14 protein-coding genes are annotated in these 15,948 nt (G+C 39.1%); 1 reads left to right on the top strand and 13 read right to left on the bottom strand.

The genetic code is table 11. The features are described from left to right. From rlmN to BQ7352_RS08950, 6 genes are read right to left on the bottom strand one after another with little or no spacing between them, the layout of a single operon-like run. Positions 1 to 1,047, bottom strand: a complete 1,047-nt coding sequence (gene rlmN, locus BQ7352_RS08975) for a dual-specificity RNA methyltransferase RlmN (RefSeq protein WP_072448895.1) — start codon at positions 1,045 to 1,047, stop codon at positions 1 to 3. Then, complete coding sequence (gene rsmB, locus BQ7352_RS08970; RefSeq protein ID WP_072448894.1) at positions 1,035 to 2,399, bottom strand: 16S rRNA (cytosine(967)-C(5))-methyltransferase RsmB; 1,365 nt, start codon at positions 2,397 to 2,399, stop codon at positions 1,035 to 1,037. Before rsmB ends, rlmN begins: the two co-directional genes overlap by 13 nt. A gap of 24 nt (positions 2,400 to 2,423) precedes the next feature. Continuing rightward, the gene (fmt, locus tag BQ7352_RS08965; protein ID WP_072448893.1) at positions 2,424 to 3,356 is read right to left on the bottom strand and encodes a methionyl-tRNA formyltransferase; all 933 of its coding nucleotides are present in this window, start codon (positions 3,354 to 3,356) and stop codon (positions 2,424 to 2,426) included. Further along, positions 3,353 to 3,832, bottom strand: a complete 480-nt coding sequence (gene def / locus BQ7352_RS08960) for a peptide deformylase (RefSeq protein WP_072448892.1) — start codon at positions 3,830 to 3,832, stop codon at positions 3,353 to 3,355. The genes fmt and def overlap by 4 nt, the downstream gene beginning before the upstream one ends. Positions 3,833 to 3,847: 15 nt before the next feature. Then, positions 3,848 to 6,073 carry a replication restart helicase PriA gene (gene priA / locus BQ7352_RS08955; protein ID WP_072448891.1) on the bottom strand — a complete coding sequence of 742 codons (2,226 nt, stop codon included), beginning with the start codon at positions 6,071 to 6,073 and terminating at the stop codon, positions 3,848 to 3,850. Then, positions 6,070 to 7,563 (bottom strand): UDP-N-acetylmuramoyl-L-alanyl-D-glutamate--2,6-diaminopimelate ligase, encoded by a 1,494-nt coding sequence (locus BQ7352_RS08950; protein WP_072448890.1) that lies wholly within the window; start codon positions 7,561 to 7,563, stop codon positions 6,070 to 6,072. The genes priA and BQ7352_RS08950 overlap by 4 nt, the downstream gene beginning before the upstream one ends. Before the next feature lie 203 nt (positions 7,564 to 7,766). On the opposite strand from BQ7352_RS08950, the gene BQ7352_RS08945 reads away from it, so the two are divergent. Beyond that, positions 7,767 to 8,177 carry a DUF2871 domain-containing protein gene (locus tag BQ7352_RS08945; RefSeq protein ID WP_072448889.1) on the top strand — a complete coding sequence of 137 codons (411 nt, stop codon included), beginning with the start codon at positions 7,767 to 7,769 and terminating at the stop codon, positions 8,175 to 8,177. Positions 8,178 to 8,260: 83 nt separating this feature from the next. Here BQ7352_RS08945 and nspC read toward each other — a convergent pair whose 3' ends face one another. The 7 genes from nspC to BQ7352_RS08910 all read right to left on the bottom strand — a co-directional run bounded on the left by nspC (position 8,261) and on the right by BQ7352_RS08910 (position 15,860). Beyond that, complete coding sequence (gene nspC / locus BQ7352_RS08940) at positions 8,261 to 9,397, bottom strand: carboxynorspermidine decarboxylase (RefSeq protein ID WP_072448888.1); 1,137 nt, start codon at positions 9,395 to 9,397, stop codon at positions 8,261 to 8,263. Continuing rightward, complete coding sequence (locus BQ7352_RS08935; RefSeq protein WP_072448887.1) at positions 9,397 to 10,599, bottom strand: saccharopine dehydrogenase family protein; 1,203 nt, start codon at positions 10,597 to 10,599, stop codon at positions 9,397 to 9,399. The genes nspC and BQ7352_RS08935 overlap by 1 nt, the downstream gene beginning before the upstream one ends. Positions 10,600 to 10,635: 36 nt before the next feature. Further along, on the bottom strand, positions 10,636 to 11,493 hold the full coding sequence (gene speB / locus BQ7352_RS08930; RefSeq protein WP_072448886.1) for an agmatinase: 858 nt from the start codon (positions 11,491 to 11,493) through the stop codon (positions 10,636 to 10,638). Next, positions 11,480 to 12,334 (bottom strand): polyamine aminopropyltransferase, encoded by an 855-nt coding sequence (gene speE / locus BQ7352_RS08925; protein ID WP_072448885.1) that lies wholly within the window; start codon positions 12,332 to 12,334, stop codon positions 11,480 to 11,482. The genes speB and speE overlap by 14 nt, the downstream gene beginning before the upstream one ends. A gap of 1 nt (position 12,335) precedes the next feature. Then, a complete protein-coding gene (locus BQ7352_RS08920) occupies positions 12,336 to 13,790 on the bottom strand; it encodes an aminotransferase class I/II-fold pyridoxal phosphate-dependent enzyme (RefSeq protein ID WP_072448884.1) in 1,455 nt (484 codons plus the stop codon). A gap of 16 nt (positions 13,791 to 13,806) precedes the next feature. Further along, on the bottom strand, positions 13,807 to 14,562 hold the full coding sequence (speD, locus tag BQ7352_RS08915) for an adenosylmethionine decarboxylase (RefSeq protein ID WP_072449819.1): 756 nt from the start codon (positions 14,560 to 14,562) through the stop codon (positions 13,807 to 13,809). Positions 14,563 to 15,020: 458 nt separating this feature from the next. Then, on the bottom strand, positions 15,021 to 15,860 hold the full coding sequence (locus BQ7352_RS08910) for a DegV family protein (RefSeq protein ID WP_072448883.1): 840 nt from the start codon (positions 15,858 to 15,860) through the stop codon (positions 15,021 to 15,023). Between the last annotated feature and the right edge of the window lie 88 nt (positions 15,861 to 15,948).

The following is a 15,948-nucleotide window of genomic DNA, read 5'->3' as shown; positions in this document are numbered from 1 at the left end:
TTACGAGTCCTCTTTCTTATCGATATAACTTTTCCTTAGCTGTCCACAGGCCCCATCAATATCCCGGCCCATTTCCCTTCTAATAGTAACATTTATTTGGTATTTTTCAAGTTTATTTTTAAAATTCTCTATAACTTTTTTATCTGACTGCACGTAATCCCGCTCCTTAATGGGGTTTACAGGGATTAAATTTACATGGCAGTTTAAACCTTTGATTAACCGTGCCAGCTCCTCAGCATCTTCCTTTGTATCATTTTTTCCACCTACAAGACTATATTCAAAAGTAAGTCTTCTGCCTGTTTTCTCAAAATAATTTCTGCAGGCTTCCAGTACTTCTTCAATGGAATATTTATTTGCTATGGGCATCAGCTCTGCACGTTTTTCCTGATTAGACGCATGAAGAGAAATCGCCAGTGTAATTTGCAGATTTTCCTCTGCCAATTCATACATTTTCGGTACAATTCCACAGGTGGACACTGTAACATTCCTCTGGCTGATATGCAGACCGTTTTCATCTGTCAGCAATCGGATAAACTGTAATAAATTATCATAATTATCAAGGGGTTCTCCTGTTCCCATGACAACTACATTAGAAACCCTCTCTCCCGACAGCTTTTGAATACGATAAATCTGCTCCAGCATTTCTGAAGGCAGCAGATTTCTGGTCCAGCCTCCGATAGTAGATGCACAAAATCTGCATCCCATCTTACATCCTACCTGAGAGGAAATACACACACTGTTTCCATGTTTGTATTTCATCAATACACTTTCCACTACATTTCCATCAGGAAGTGCAAAGAGATATTTCTGTGTCCCATCTATTTTAGAAGTCTGTACCTCCAACATTTTTAATGTAGTAAGAACACAGCGCTCTTTTAATTTTTCCCGAAGGCTTGTAGATAAATTGCTCATTTCGTCAAAACTTTCTGCCTGTTTCTGATGCAGCCACTCATAAATCTGTTTTGCACGAAAAGCCTTTTCTCCCATTTCAGTCATAGTATTCTTTAACTGCACCAGACTGAGAGATTTTATTTCTATTTGTTCCATTCTGTTTTCCTCTTTAATCTGGCAATGAAAAATCCATCACATTCATGCACACCTGGAAGAAGCTGCAGATATCCTTCCTTTGTAGTATCACTTCTCAGTTCCTCGCATAAATAATCATCAATACTTTCCAACTCATAAGGATAATTTTCCACGAACCAACGGACATTTTCAATGTTTTCTTCTCTGTTAATGGTACATGTACTGTAAATCAATGTACCTCCCGGTTTTACATAAGTAGAAGCCTGCTCCAAAATTTTCCTCTGCAAATTCACAAGCTCTGCAATTCCTGTCTGTGTAATTTTATATTTAATATCCGTCTTCTTTCCGATTACACCCAGACCAGAACAAGGTACATCTGCAATGAGCACATCTGCCTTTTCAAAGGAGTCAGAGTCTAGCTGAGTTGCATCCTTTTCTGTTACCACTACATTTAAAAAATTCTGACGAATGGCATTTTCCCTTATAAGGTCTGTCTTTGTTCTGCTGATATCTCTGGCATCTATCCGACCTGTTCCTTTTAATTTATCTGCAATGCACAAAGTCTTTCCTCCCGGTGCCGCACATAAATCAATGACATAATCGCCTTCTTTTGGAGCTGCCACTTCTCCTACCAGCATGGAACTGACATCCTGAATTTGAATATTTCCCATACGAAAAGCTTCCAATGCGGGAAGATAATCGTAATTCTTTATATAATAAGCATTTTCTACATACGGCGCAGGCTCAACTGTTACATTCTGCCTTTTCAGGCTGTCCAAGACAGCTTCTTTATCCACCAGATGCTGACGAATACGAATGGTCGTAGGTCTTTCCTTTAAAAATGCTTCCAGCATTTTCTCTGTTTTTTCAAACCCATATTCTGCCAAAAATTTTTCTACCAGCCATTTTGGCATAGAATATAAAACAGAAAGATATTCCACAGGCTGATTTTTTTCCGGGAAATGAATACTGCTGTAATCCCTCGCTACTTTTCTCAACACTCCGTTGACAAAACCCGTAAGATTATAAAATCCTTTTTTTCTTGCCAGTTTCACTGCTTCATCACAGACTGCGCTGTCCGGCACATTGTCCATGTATAAAAGCTGATATACACTGCTTCTTAAAATCTCACGGATAACCGGCTTCATCTTTTCTACAGGTACAGAAGAATACTGGTCTAAAATATAATCTAAACGCAGTTTATATTCCAACGTTCCCTCGCACACTCTGGTAATAAAGGCTCTTTCCTGTTTTTCCAAATATTGATACTTCTCCAATGTACTGCGAATTACCAGATGACTATGCTGTCCTTCTTTGTTTATTTCCAATAGAATTCCCAGTACCAGTTCTCTTAAATTTACCTTATTTATCATATTCTATCCAATCCTATAACTCTTTTACCCAAGAATTTCCCCTTCTGAAACCGAATAACCCCTGAGAAAAGATGCTGCATCCATTCGTTTTTTTCCTTCTAATTGTAGTTCACGGACTTTCAGCAGCCCCTCTCCTGTCTGTACGCAAATACCATCTTTCTCTATTTTTACGATTTCTCCTGTCTGTTTGTGGACAGTATCCTGTAAAACTTCTGCTTTCCAAATCTTTAACATTTTTCCATGAATTTTGGTATATGCGCTGGGCCACGGATTTAAACCACGAATTAACTGTTCAAGCTCCTTCGCCTTACAACTCCACTTAATTTCTCCCATGCTCTTGTTAATCATAGATGCATAAGCAGTTGTACTTTCTTTTGGCTGTTTTTCTCTTATAACTTTACCTGCTTCTAAATCCTTTAAAACTTTTACACAAAGCTTTGCGCCTGCTTCACTTAACTTATCAAACAGGCTGCCTCCTGTTTCATCTTCTGCAATAGGAACAACAACTTTGTCCATCATATCTCCGGTATCAATTCCTTCATCCATCTGCATAATGGTAACACCGGACTCCTTATCTCCATTAATCACAGCCCACTGAATAGGCGCTGCTCCTCTGTATGCCGGAAGTAAAGATGCATGGACGTTCACACATCCGAAACGAGGCATTTCCAGAATTTCCTTTGTGATAATCTGTCCAAAAGCAGCCACTACAATCACATCTGGTTTTAAGCTTCTTAAAGTTTCAATAAATCCCGGCTCTTTTGCTTTTTTCGGCTGATATACCGGTAAACCATACTTCAAAGCCACTTCTTTTACCGGTGTAGGCATGAGGTTTTTTCCTCTCCCCTTTGGCTTATCCGGCTGTGTTACTACTCCCACAACCTCATAACCGCTTTTTACAATTTCTTCTAAAGTTCCCGTTGCAAAATCGGGTGTTCCCATGAAAACAACTCTCATTCTTCATCCTCCTCATAATTTGTGCGATGAAGTTCACCTTCTACCAATTCTGTATACAGTCTTCCATGAAGGTGATCTGTTTCATGACAAATTGCTCTTGCCAAAAGCTCTTCTCCCTCTAAAATAAATTCCTGCATATCTTCATCAAATGCTTTTACTTTTACATAATTAGGACGTGTTACCACCCCTGACATTCCCGGAACACTCAAACAGCCTTCTTCTCCTGTCTGGGAACCGGAAGTTTCAATAATTTCAGGATTAATCAGCACAATGGGATCTTCCCCTGTAGTATCAATGACTACAATCTGTTTTAAAATTCCTACCTGCGGTGCTGCAAGTCCTACTCCGTATGCTTCATACATAGTATCAAACATATCATCGATAAGCTCTCTGATTTTCGGAGTCATCTTTTCTACCTTTCTGCACTCTTTTGCAAGTATATCGTCACCCTGTGTTCTAATTTGTCTTAATGCCATTTTTTCTCTCCTTTTCTAAACGTTAAAATCAAATTGTATATAAATATCTCGAAACCCACTGTTCACTGCAATATATTTTTCCAGTGCATCTTTTAATATTACTAAAGTTTCTCGTCTTTCATGGCGCATATATAAAACCATTTTATAGTAGTCCTGTACCTTTGCAACAGCCTCAGGGGCCGGCCCTACTAAAATTAAATCTTCTTTTTTATATATTTTTTCTATATATCTTCGGCAGTATTCCATTGCCTTCTTTAGTAATTCCTCATTTTTGCATGAACCTTTCACTGCTGCCATAAAAGCTGCCGGAGGATATTCCATTAAAAGACGATATCCTATTTCTTCCTGATAAAAAGCTTCATAATCCTGAGCTGCTGCTGCCAGAATACTATAATGCTCCGGATGATAAGTCTGAATAACCGCATCTCCCTTTTTTTCTCCTCTGCCGGCTCTTCCCACAGCTTGCAGAAGAAGCTGGAAGGTCTTTTCTGAGGCCCGATAGTCTTCGCTATATAAAGATAAATCCGCTGCCAGCACTCCTACGAAAGTCACGTTGGGAAAATCATGTCCTTTTACAATCATCTGAGTACCAATGAGAATATCTGCCTCACCTGCTGCAAAAGCAGACAGCACCTTTTCGTGTCCGCCTTTATTTTTCGTGGTATCTGCATCCATACGAAGAATTCTTGCACCTGGAAAGCTTTTATTTAACAATGTTTCTATCTGCTGCGTTCCTGCCTTAAACCCTCCGATATAAGGGGAACCGCAGGAAGGACAGGTTTTTACCTGTGGTATCTCATAACCGCAGTAATGGCAGATCATTTTTCCATTTCTGTGGGACGTAAGAGAAACATCACAATGTGGGCATTTCACTACATAACCACAAGATCTGCAGCTGACAAAGCCTGTGTAACCTCTTCTGTTCAGAAATAAAATACTCTGCTCTTTTTTTTGTAATCTGTCCCGGATCTTTTCTGCCAGCTCATGACTGAAAATAGAACGATTTCCCGCTTTTAACTCTTCTCTTAAATCTACTACTGAAACTTGTGGAAGTTCTTTTCCTCCATATCGCTCATTCAAATATAAAAGCTGATATTCTCCTGTTTTTCCTCGATAATAGCTCTCCACACTTGGGGAAGCTGAACCCATAACTACTCTTGCCCCTTCAATTTTTCCTCTCTGGATAGCAGTTTCTCTGGCATGATAACAAGGTGTCTTTTCACTTTTATAAGAGTCCTCATGCTCCTCATCTATTAAAATCAGTCCCAAATCGGGAAAAGGAGTAAACAGTGCGGAACGCGGTCCGATGACAATGGATATCTCTCCTTTTTTTGCCCTTTCAAACTGGTCAAAACGTTCTCCCACAGATAAACGAGAATTAATCACTGACACACAGGAACCAAAACGGCTGTAAAAGCGTGATACGTTTTGATACGTCAAAGCAATCTCCGGTATCAGTACAATGACCTGTTTTCCCTGCTTTAATGTAGCTTCTATAAGCTCCATATATACCTGTGTCTTACCGCTTCCCGTTACCCCTTTTATGAGACAGGGACGAGGATGTTCCTGCTGCCACTCTTTTAAAATCTCGCCCACAACTTCCTGCTGTTCTTTGGAAAGCTGATATTCATATCCATCTTGTACATCTTTCGGTACAGGGGTACGATACAAGCGTTCTCTTTCAACAGCAATCAGTTTCTTTTCTTCCAGTCCTTTCATCACCGATGAGGAAAGTTTTAAACTTTCCATCGCTTCCTTATATTCCAGCACCTGATTTTCTATAAGTGCTTCCATAAGACGTGCCTTTGCCAGATAATGCTTCCTTGTAAATTCTTCCAGATACCTCTGTCCTTCTTCTTTTGAAAGCAGAAGACGTATATACTTTTTTTCCTTTGCAGCAGTTTTTTCCTTTACTAAAAGCACGGTTTTTAATGCCTGATTAATGGTAGAGCCATAGCTTTTGGCAATCCAGCCTGCAAGGGCAATCAGATGGGACTCAATTTCTATTCCCTGCGTAACCACTTCTAGAACAGGCTTGATTTTTTCCGTTGAAATCTTCGGTGTGTCTGAAATTCCAATGACATAACCGCTTATTTTTCTGCTTCCGTTCCCAAAGGAAACCAGGACTTTTTTTCCTATTTCCACCTGTTCCTGCAATTCCTTCGGAATTTCATACTGAAAACTTTTATCTAATTTTTCCTGAGAAATATCTACAATAATATCTGCATACACTTTACTCATCTATTCTGTTTATCTTCTTCCAAAATTTCCTGAATAAGCACACGCTCATCCATCGGATATTTTTTACCTTTGATTTCCTGATAATCTTCATGGCCTTTTCCTGCCAGAACCACAATATCTCCCGGCTGTCCGTGATGAATAGCATAGGCAATGGCTTCTTTTCTGTCAATAATTTCCACATATTTTCCATTTGTTTTTCCAATGCCGATTTTAATATCATTAATAATTTCCTGTGGTTCTTCATCACGAGGATTATCAGAAGTAATAATGGTTAAATCTGCCAGTTTACCGGACACTTCTCCCATTTCATAACGGCGAAGTTTAGAGCGGTTGCCTCCGCATCCAAATAAACATACCAGACGGTTTGGCTGATATTCCTTTAAAGTTGTCAAAAGGCTTTCTAAACTCATGGCATTATGTGCATAATCAATCATCAAAGTGAATTCATCTGAAACCTTTACCATTTCAATTCTTCCCTTTACTTTTGCCTGTTTTAATGCCTTTTGAATATTCTCCGGTGTGACACCGAAATGTCTGCACACTGCAATTGCAGTAAGGGAATTATATACGCTAAATGCACCCGGCAAATCGATTTCTACAGGAAAGTTCATCAATCCTTTTACATCATAAGCAATTCCCAATGTTCCCTTTCCTGTTACCAGCTTGGTGTTTTCCGCTCTTAAATCTGCTTTTTCTGAAAATCCGAAAGTTTCCACCTGACAGGTATGTCCTTCTAAAATCTCATCTAAATGCTCCGCATCTGCATTAAAAATACCCACTTTGCACTGTTTAAACAAAAGCGCCTTACAGCGAAGATAATCTGCAAAATCTTTATGCTCGTTTGGTCCGATATGATCCGGTTCAATATTGGTAAAAATACCAATATCAAACTGAAAACCTGCTGTCCTGTGAAGCATCAGCCCCTGAGAGGAAACTTCCATAACTACACTGTCACAGCCTGCATCTACCATTTCTGCAAAATATTTCTGAACCAGATAAGACTCCGGTGTGGTATTGGCAGAAGGAATTTTCTTCTCACCGATAATCGTTTCAATCGTTCCGATAAGGCCAGTCTTATGACCTGCATTTTCCAAAATGGATTTTACAAGATAGGTGGTGGTTGTTTTGCCTTTTGTTCCTGTAATTCCTATAGTTTTCAACTTCTCTGCCGGATGTCCAAACCAGGCTGCTGAAATACATGCCATGGCATAGCGACTGTTTTCCACCTGAATAACAGTTACTTCCTCAGGAACTTCCACCTCATCCTGTACAATCAAAACAGCTGCACCTTTTTCTGCCACATCTTTTGCGTAAGCGTGTCCATCTGAAACCGCACCTTTTATACAGAAAAACAGACATCCTTTTTCTGCTTTTCTGGAGTCAAATGTAATATCTGTAATTTCTTTATCCATTGTACCCTGAAGACACCGATATTCCAGTTTCTCCAGTAAATCTGCTAATTTTTTCATATTTTCATATTCCCCTTTCATAATCGGGTGTAGAATTTATCTTTCTCTTTAGAATAACACAAAAACAGGAGAAGGGGCAAGCCCCTCTCCCCTGCCTTGTAAATTTTTCTTTCTTTTATGGTGTGCTGAAAAACAAGATTTGTTATCTGATGATTTAATTGACAAAAAAGTGAAAAAAATGTAGAATGAACATTGTTCAATACAAAAGAAAGGATTTTAGATTTATGAAAAAATACTTAAATTTTGCATTTTATTATTTTCTTTTCGCCATGGCTGGAGGTGTCTTCTACCGCGAATTCACAAAATTTTTAGACTTTTCCGGAAAAACCACTCTATCACTGGTGCATGTGCACCTTATGGTTTTAGGTACTTTCCTTTTCCTGCTCCTTGCATTGTTTACCAGACATTTAAAACTGGAAGAAGAGCGTTCTTTCCGAAAATTTCTTATTCTTCACTCCATTGCGCTCCCCTTTATGGTTATCATGATGCTGGTGCGCGGTGTTTTACAGGTCTTGGGAACTTCACTTTCTTCCGGCGCCAATGCTGCGATTTCAGGAATTGCAGGAATTTCTCATATCCTTATGCTAATTTCCTTCCTGCTTTTATTTCACGCTTTTAAAAAATGCAGTGAATAACTTTCTAAAAAGATTGTGCAACAGCACAATCTCCGCGCGCGGTTCACAAAGTGATAATTTCATTTCCGCGCGCTGCGCATCTTTTATGACAGCCTTCCCTTGAAATCTTCGTATCTAAAGGTTTTCACTAACTTCATATTTCCTTCTCGGTCTCTCCAGACAATATCCGGCAGAGGCATTCCGTTAAAGGTATTTGTCTTCACCATAGTATAAAGAGCCATATCCTCAAAAACTACCAAATCTCCTTCATTTAAAGGCGCATCAAAAGAATAATCCCCCATAACGTCACCCGCAAGACAGGTAGGACCTGCAAGCCTTACCGTACAAGATTTTTCACCGGCTAAACCGCTGTCCTTTACAGGGGGACGATAAGGCATTTCCAGAACATCCGGCATATGACAGGCTGCAGAAGTGTCTAAAATGGCAATATCCATTCCATTATGTACGACCTCTAAAACCTGTGAAACCAGAAATCCTGCATCCAGCACCACTGCTTCTCCCGGCTCTAAATAGACTTCCACATCATAGGTTTTTTTTAAATGACGCACCATTCTGATTAAAGCTTCTACATCATAATCTGCTTTGGTAATATGATGTCCGCCGCCTAAATTCAGCCACTTCATCTGATAAAGATATTTACCGAAATTTTCTTCCACTGCCTTTAAAGTAATTTCTAAAGCATCTGCCCCCTGCTCACACAGGGTATGGAAATGCAGTCCATCTAACTCAGGGAGCAATTCTTCCTCAAAGTTCTTCAAAGTAGTTCCCAATCTTGAAAAATCAGCACAGGGGTCATAGATTGCATGACCTTCCTGTGTAGAACATTGTGGGTTAATTCGAAGTCCTACAGACTTTCCGGCTGCTTTTGCCTTTTTGGCAAATTTTTTAAACTGTGTGGGAGAATTAAACACTACATCATCTGCGTATTTTAAAATTTCATCAAATTCCTTTTCTCTGTATGCCGGAGAAAAAACATGGGTTTCTTTACCGAATTCTTCACATCCAAGTTTTGCTTCATAAAGCCCGCTTGCCGTAGTTCCTGCCAGATATTCTTTCATGAGGGGATAGGCGTAAAACATGGAAAAAGCTTTCTGTGCCAGCAATATTTTGCATCCGCTTTTTTCTGACACAGATTTCAAAATTTCCAGATTATGCAAAATCCGTTTTTCATCTACCAGAAAATACGGTGTGGAAAATTCGTTTTTCTCACCCCGGCTCATTAGTCCACCAGTACCGGTGTATAAGTTTCTTTCCATGGAAGTCCCCATTTATTCAATGCTTCCATAAATGGATCCGGATCAAATTCTTCAATATTATGAACACCCGGTTTATTCCATTTTCCTGTCATAACCATCATTGCCCCGATCATGGCAGGAACACCTGTTGTATACGCAACTGCCTGAGAACCAACCTCTTTATAGCATTCTTCATGGTCACAGATATTATAGAGGTAATAAGTTTTGTCTTTTCCGTCCTTTTTCCCCTGGAAAATACATCCGATATTTGTCTTTCCTTTTGTACGTGGTCCTAAAGAAGCAGGGTCAGGAAGCACTGCTTTTAAGAACTGTAACGGAATAATTTCCTTTCCTTCGTACATAATCGGTTCAATGGAAGTCATTCCTACATTTTCCAGACATTTTAAATGTGTCAGATAGCTCTGTCCAAAAGTCATAAAGAAACGAATTCTTTTAATTCCCGGGATGTTAAGAGCCAGACTTTCAATTTCTTCGTGGTGAAGCAGATACATGTCTTTTTCTCCCACACCTTCAAAATTATATTCTCTCCTAATTTCCATAGGTTCTGTTTCTACCCAATGACCGTCTTCCCAGTAAGAACCTTTTGCAGAAACTTCACGAATGTTAATTTCCGGATTAAAGTTTGTAGCAAATGGATAACCGTGGTCTCCGCCGTTGCAGTCTAAAATATCAATGTAGTTAATTTCATCAAACTCATGTTTTAACGCATAAGCGCTGAACACACCTGTTACACCCGGATCAAAACCGCTTCCTAAAAGAGCTGTAATTCCTGCTTCTTCAAATTTTTCTCTGTACGCCCACTGCCAGCTGTATTCAAATTTTGCTGTATCTTCCGGCTCATAGTTAGCTGTGTCAATATAATGTGTCTTTGTTGCAAGGCAGGCATCCATAATTGTAAGGTCCTGATAAGGAAGCGCCAGATTTAAAACCACATCCGGTTTTACCTCCTTAATCAACGCAATCAGCTCGTCTACCTTGTCTGCATTTACCTGTGCAGTAGTAATTTTTGTCTTTGTTGTTCCCTGCAATTTTTCTTTTAACGCATCACATTTAGATACTGTACGGCTGGCAATACAGATTTCCTCAAATACCTCGCTGTTCTGACAACATTTGTGAATGGCTACAGATGCTACGCCTCCGCATCCGATAATCAACGCTTTTCCCATATTTTTTTCCTCCTGTTTTTCATGTTCTTTTATATTTTACTTCTCGCTTAAAGCCAGAAGCATTTCTCTGATAATTTTTCCTGCAACAGCAGTGGAAGCCCCGCTTTGGTCATAATGAGGGCTTAATTCATTGACATCACAGCCTGCCACATTGGCCTTTTCACATACTAATGTGACAGCCTTTCTAAGCTCATCAAAGCTCACTCCGCCCGGCTCCGGTGTTCCTGTTCCCGGAAATACGGAAGGATCCATGACATCTAAATCAACGGTAAAATAAACAGGTTTTCCCTTTAATTCTTCTAAAGCTTCTTCCAAACCGTCAAAGGAGAATTTCTGCATTTTCACATGCTCCTTTGCCCAATAAAATTCATCTCTGTCTCCGGAACGAATTCCAAACTGATAAATTTTACCGTCTCCTGTCATTTCCCAGCATCTGCGCAATACACAGGCATGGGAAAGCTTAGCATCTAAATATTCTTCTCTTAAATCTGCATGGGCATCAAAATGAATAATGCAAACTTCAGGATATTGCTCCCACACAGCACGAAAAGAACCTAAAGTCACCAGATGTTCACCACCTACCATAAACGGCAGTTTCTTATCTTTTAAAATCAGCGCTGTGCGATGATAAATATCAGTAAGAGCTGATTTTGTATTTCCAAAAGAGAGCTCCAAATCTCCAGAGTCCATAATTTCACAGTCTCTTAAATCTCTGTCCAGATAAGGGCTGTAACTTTCCAGTCCATAAGACTCATGACGAATTGCGCTGCTGCCAAACCGTGTCCCCGGTCTGAAAGAAGTTGTAGAGTCAAAAGGCGCTCCGAAAAGCACAATTTTGGCCTCCTCATATTCCTTATCACATTCTAAAAAAGTTTCTATATTATTTTTCAACATCTTTTAACAGTTCCTCCACGTATGCCGGCAGATAAAATGCCCCTTTATGTAATGTAGTGGTATAATAATGTGTTTTTATTCCCCTTTCATTCCAACGCTTTTCATCTAAATCTCTGAGGGGATGATATTTCTTAGACGCAAAGCCAAAAAGCCAATGCCCGGAAGGATAAGTTGGAATATGTGCCTGATAAATTCTGCTGACAGGAAAGGACTCCGTAATATTTCTGTGAGCCCGCTGGCAGGCAAGAGCATCTTCCTCATAAAAAGGACTTTCATGCTGATTTACCATAATACCATCTTCCTTTAAAGCTTTATAGCAGTTGCCGTAAAATTCTCTTGTAAAAAGTCCTTCTCCCGGTCCAAACGGATCGGTAGAGTCCACAATAATCAAATCATATTCTTCTTTGCAGCGGCGAATAAATTTCAGACCATCTTCGTAGAAAATATGTACACGTTCATCTTCCAGTCCACAGGCTGTATGAGGAAAATATTCTTTGCACACCTCTACTACCATTTCATCAATTTCCACCAAATCAATTCGTTTGATTTCCTCATATCTGGTAAGCTCTCTTACCACACCGCCGTCTCCTGCGCCGATAACCAGTATATTTTCCACATGAGGATGTACTGCCATAGGAATATGAGTAATCATTTCATGGTAAATAAATTCATCTTTCTCTGTAAACATCATATAACCGTCTAATGTGAGAAATTTTCCAAATTCCGGAGACTCAAATACATCAATTCTCTGAAATTCACTCTGGCCGCTGTATAACTGCCTGTTCACACGAATAGAAAATTTCACATTATTTGTCTGTTTTTCTGAAAACCATAAATCCATATTAAACTCCTTTCAGCACATTCAAATAATTAATTTCTGCATCCTCAGGGCCTGTAATTGTACAGCCTTTTTCTTTTGCATATTCAATATGTTCAATAATCTCTTTTGTCACTTTTTCTCCCGGCGCTAAAATAGGAATTCCCGGTGGATAACACATAACAAACTCACTGCAGATAAATCCAATTGCATCCCGCAGGGTTTTGGACTCCTTCTCTGCGTAAAAAGCTTCCTGTGGAGAAACTGCCACCTGTGGCGGAATATACTCCTGCTCAATTAAATCCACCTTTGTCTTGCCAAATCGCCTTGCAACCTCAGAAAGCGAAGACACCAATCGCTCAATATCACGTTTTCTGTCTCCAATAGACAAGTATGCCAAAATATTTCCAAAATCTCCAAATTCAATCTGAATATCGTACTCATCTCTTAACAAATCATATACTTCAATTCCAGCAAGTCCTGTTTCCAGTGTGTGAATAGAAAGCTTCGTCACATCAAAGTCATACACACTGTCTTTATTTATGATTTCCTTTGAAAATGCGTAAAATCCCGGAATTTCATTAATTTCTGTTCTGGCATATTCTGCCAGCTCAATGACCTTTTCAAAGGTTTCCTTTCCTCTTAATGCCAGATTTCTTCTGGAAATATCCAGACTTGCCATCAAAAGATAAGAACCGCTGGTAGTCTGTGTCAGATTGATAATCTGTCTTACATGTCCCTTGGGCATATTCGGTCCGATTAAAAGCAGCGAGCTCTGAGTCAGACTGCCGCCTGACTTGTGCATGGAAACTGCTGCCATATCCGCCCCTGCATCCATAGCAGAAACAGGAAGCTTGTCTGAAAAATAAAAATGTGTCCCATGAGCTTCATCTGCCAGACAGTACATTCCATTGTCATGTGCCAATTTTACAATAGACTGAATATCAGAACACACACCATAATAAGTAGGATTATTTACTAAAACTGCCTTTGCATCTGGATTTTCCCGAATTGCCTTTTCTACATCAGCAACAGACATTCCCAGAGGAATTCCCAGACGATTACTGCACTGTGGATTTACATACACCGGCACTGCTCCGCACAGTACCATTGCTGTAAGCACACTTCGATGCACATTTCTTGGCAGAATAATTTTCTCTCCCCTTTTTGCAACAGATAAAATCATACTCTGAACAGAAGAGGTCGTTCCCCCTACCATTAAAAAAGCATGAGCTGCATGAAAAGCTTCTGCTGCCAGTTCTTCTGCCTGTCTGATAACAGATACCGGATGGCACAGATTATCAAGAGGTTTCATAGAGTTTACATCCAAATTCATACAGCGTTCTCCTAAAAGACGCTCCAGCTCCGGATTTCCTCTTCCTCTTTTATGACCGGGCACATCAAAAGGTACTACCCTCATTTTTCTAAATTTTTCTAAAGCCTCATAGATTGGGGCACATTCCTGTGATAGCTTTTCCATTTCCGTCTCCCTTTTGTTAAACTGTTTTTCCACTAAAAATTTCTATCATTTCTTTTTTTAAACGATTTTCTATATCCAGTTTCTTTTCCGATAACAGTTTTTCTATACTCGTATTAAACAAATAATTTTCCAAATCAATTTCTCTTAACATCATTTTCGTGTGGAATAGATTTGCCTCAAAAATATTAATATCAACTGCATTGTAATGTTCCAAAGTTTCCTGATTAATATATTCCTGAATAGAACGAATTTCATGATCCATAAACAATTTGTTTCCATTTAAACTTCTTGTAAATCCTCTTACCCTGTAATCCATGGTAATTACATCCGAATCAAAAGAACCAATAAGGTAATCCAGAGTAGAAAGAGGTGTAATTTCCCCGCAGGTAGAAACGTCAATATCCACTCGAAAAGTTGCCACGCAGGTTTCCGGATGATATTCCGGATAAGTATGTACGGTTACATGACTTTTATCCAAATGTGCCACCTGAGTATTTCCCACCGGAACCATGGTTTTCTCTGCAATCAAAATAGTCACAGATGCCCCCTGGGGTTCATAATCCTGCTGGGAAATATTCAATACCTGTGCGCCTATCATATCAGTTAAATTAGTCAGGATTGTAGTAAGCCTTTCTGAATTATACTGTTCATCAATGTATGCAATATATTCTTTCTGGTCTTTCTGCGTTTCCGCATAACAGATATCATAAATATTAAAACTCAGGGATTTTGTTAAATTATTAAATCCATAAAGCTTTAGTTTTTCGCTCATACTTTCATTCCTTTCTGCAAAAAAGTCAGGCAAGCACAATCTCTGTAACACAAAAAGCCACAGGTGCCGTATCTCTACACATCACCTGTGGCTGTATTCCCCAAAATATCCAATGATATTTTATTCTGTCTCTTTTCTTTTATCTAAAGACCTGGAATGACTAAAGTTTCAGAGTCTATATAGCAAATATCTTACTTTTACTACTCTTATTGACCGTTTCACAAGTTGATGTGCACCTTTTGTGCACTGGTTGTAAAGTTACCAACTTATAAAATTTGAGCTTTTAACTCAATCAATAAGGCAACAAATGTTGCCAATCGGCAGTTGCCCCGGCTGTCCGTATGGCCTTAACCCGAAGGTGGGCAAAAAAATATTTGCATGGAACCTCTGTCGAACTTTGTATCCCATAGCTTTTTTAATATATCTGATTTTATCTTCTTTGTCAACATTTTTTGTACTTAAATAACGACAATAATCCCTCCATCGTTTGCATACATACTGCTGACTCCGGCTGTGTTCAAAATGACCACATCCTTTACTTCAATTCTCTTTAAAATTTCTTCTTTTACAATTTCTGCACGTGCAGGACAATTACAGTGACAAATCGCTAAAACTTTGTTTTCACTGTCTTTTGCACCTTCCGCTATATAATCTACCATTTTTACAAGAGCTTTGTTAATACCTCTTGCCTGATCTAACTGTGTAATAGTTCCCTCAGGTGTACTGCCCATAACCGGCTTAATCTTCAAAGCACTGGCTACAAAAGCCTTTAAATTACTAAGTCTTCCGTTCTTTCTGAGTGTTTCCAGATTTTCCAGAACAAAATAAGTATTCTGTGTCTGAATATATTCTTCCACTGTTTTCACTACCTGGTCAAAGTCCATACCCGCTTCTTCACATTCCTCAATTTTAAGAGCAATCAATGTTTCTCCTACGGAAGCAGAACAAGAATCAAAAATATGAATTTTTTGCTCTGGTTTATCTTCTAAAAGAAGATTTTTTCCCAATAAAGCACTGTTATATGAACCGCTTAAATTACTGGAAAGTGTCACTCCATAAACATGCTCTGCACCGCAATCATACGCCTGACGATATTTTTCCGGTGATGGGCAGGAAGATTTCGGACATTCAGGACACTGTGCTACTTTCTCTAAAAATTCTGCCTGATTAAAATTTTCATCATCCACAATATCTTCCTCTCCTACTGTCAATGTCAGAGGAATACTTTCTATTTTTTCATCTTTTTTCCATCTCTCTAATAATTCACCGCAGCTATCTATTACTATTTTATATTTCATTTTCTATAACCTCTTTATGTAGTTTTTAATACCATTTCTTATATTACCACAAAACCACTTGTTTGAAAAGGTTTTTTCCTAAAACACT

It is taken from the genome of Blautia sp. Marseille-P3201T, assembly GCF_900120295.1.
GTDB lineage: Bacteria > Bacillota > Clostridia > Lachnospirales > Lachnospiraceae > Blautia.
Note: the sequence above shows the minus strand (reverse complement) of the source record. Positions and strands in the feature narration are given on the sequence as shown.

What these genes read in the sequence shown, in the direction of transcription:
- fmt (WP_072448893.1), bottom strand. Translation starts at nt 3,356, where the DNA reads ATGAGAGTTGTTTTCATGGGAACACCCGATTTTGCAACGGGAACTTTA.
- speB (WP_072448886.1), bottom strand. Translation starts at nt 11,493, where the DNA reads ATGTTGAAAAATAATATAGAAACTTTTTTAGAATGTGATAAGGAATAT.
- BQ7352_RS08910 (WP_072448883.1), bottom strand. Translation starts at nt 15,860, where the DNA reads ATGAAATATAAAATAGTAATAGATAGCTGCGGTGAATTATTAGAGAGA.
- BQ7352_RS08945 (WP_072448889.1), top strand. Translation starts at nt 7,767, where the DNA reads ATGAAAAAATACTTAAATTTTGCATTTTATTATTTTCTTTTCGCCATG.
- speD (WP_072449819.1), bottom strand. Translation starts at nt 14,562, where the DNA reads ATGAGCGAAAAACTAAAGCTTTATGGATTTAATAATTTAACAAAATCC.
- BQ7352_RS08920 (WP_072448884.1), bottom strand. Translation starts at nt 13,790, where the DNA reads ATGGAAAAGCTATCACAGGAATGTGCCCCAATCTATGAGGCTTTAGAA.
- rlmN (WP_072448895.1), bottom strand. Translation starts at nt 1,047, where the DNA reads ATGGAACAAATAGAAATAAAATCTCTCAGTCTGGTGCAGTTAAAGAAT.
- def (WP_072448892.1), bottom strand. Translation starts at nt 3,832, where the DNA reads ATGGCATTAAGACAAATTAGAACACAGGGTGACGATATACTTGCAAAA.
- nspC (WP_072448888.1), bottom strand. Translation starts at nt 9,397, where the DNA reads ATGAGCCGGGGTGAGAAAAACGAATTTTCCACACCGTATTTTCTGGTA.
- speE (WP_072448885.1), bottom strand. Translation starts at nt 12,334, where the DNA reads ATGGATTTATGGTTTTCAGAAAAACAGACAAATAATGTGAAATTTTCT.
- priA (WP_072448891.1), bottom strand. Translation starts at nt 6,073, where the DNA reads ATGAGTAAAGTGTATGCAGATATTATTGTAGATATTTCTCAGGAAAAA.
- BQ7352_RS08935 (WP_072448887.1), bottom strand. Translation starts at nt 10,599, where the DNA reads ATGGGAAAAGCGTTGATTATCGGATGCGGAGGCGTAGCATCTGTAGCC.
- rsmB (WP_072448894.1), bottom strand. Translation starts at nt 2,399, where the DNA reads ATGATAAATAAGGTAAATTTAAGAGAACTGGTACTGGGAATTCTATTG.
- BQ7352_RS08950 (WP_072448890.1), bottom strand. Translation starts at nt 7,563, where the DNA reads ATGAAAGGGGAATATGAAAATATGAAAAAATTAGCAGATTTACTGGAG.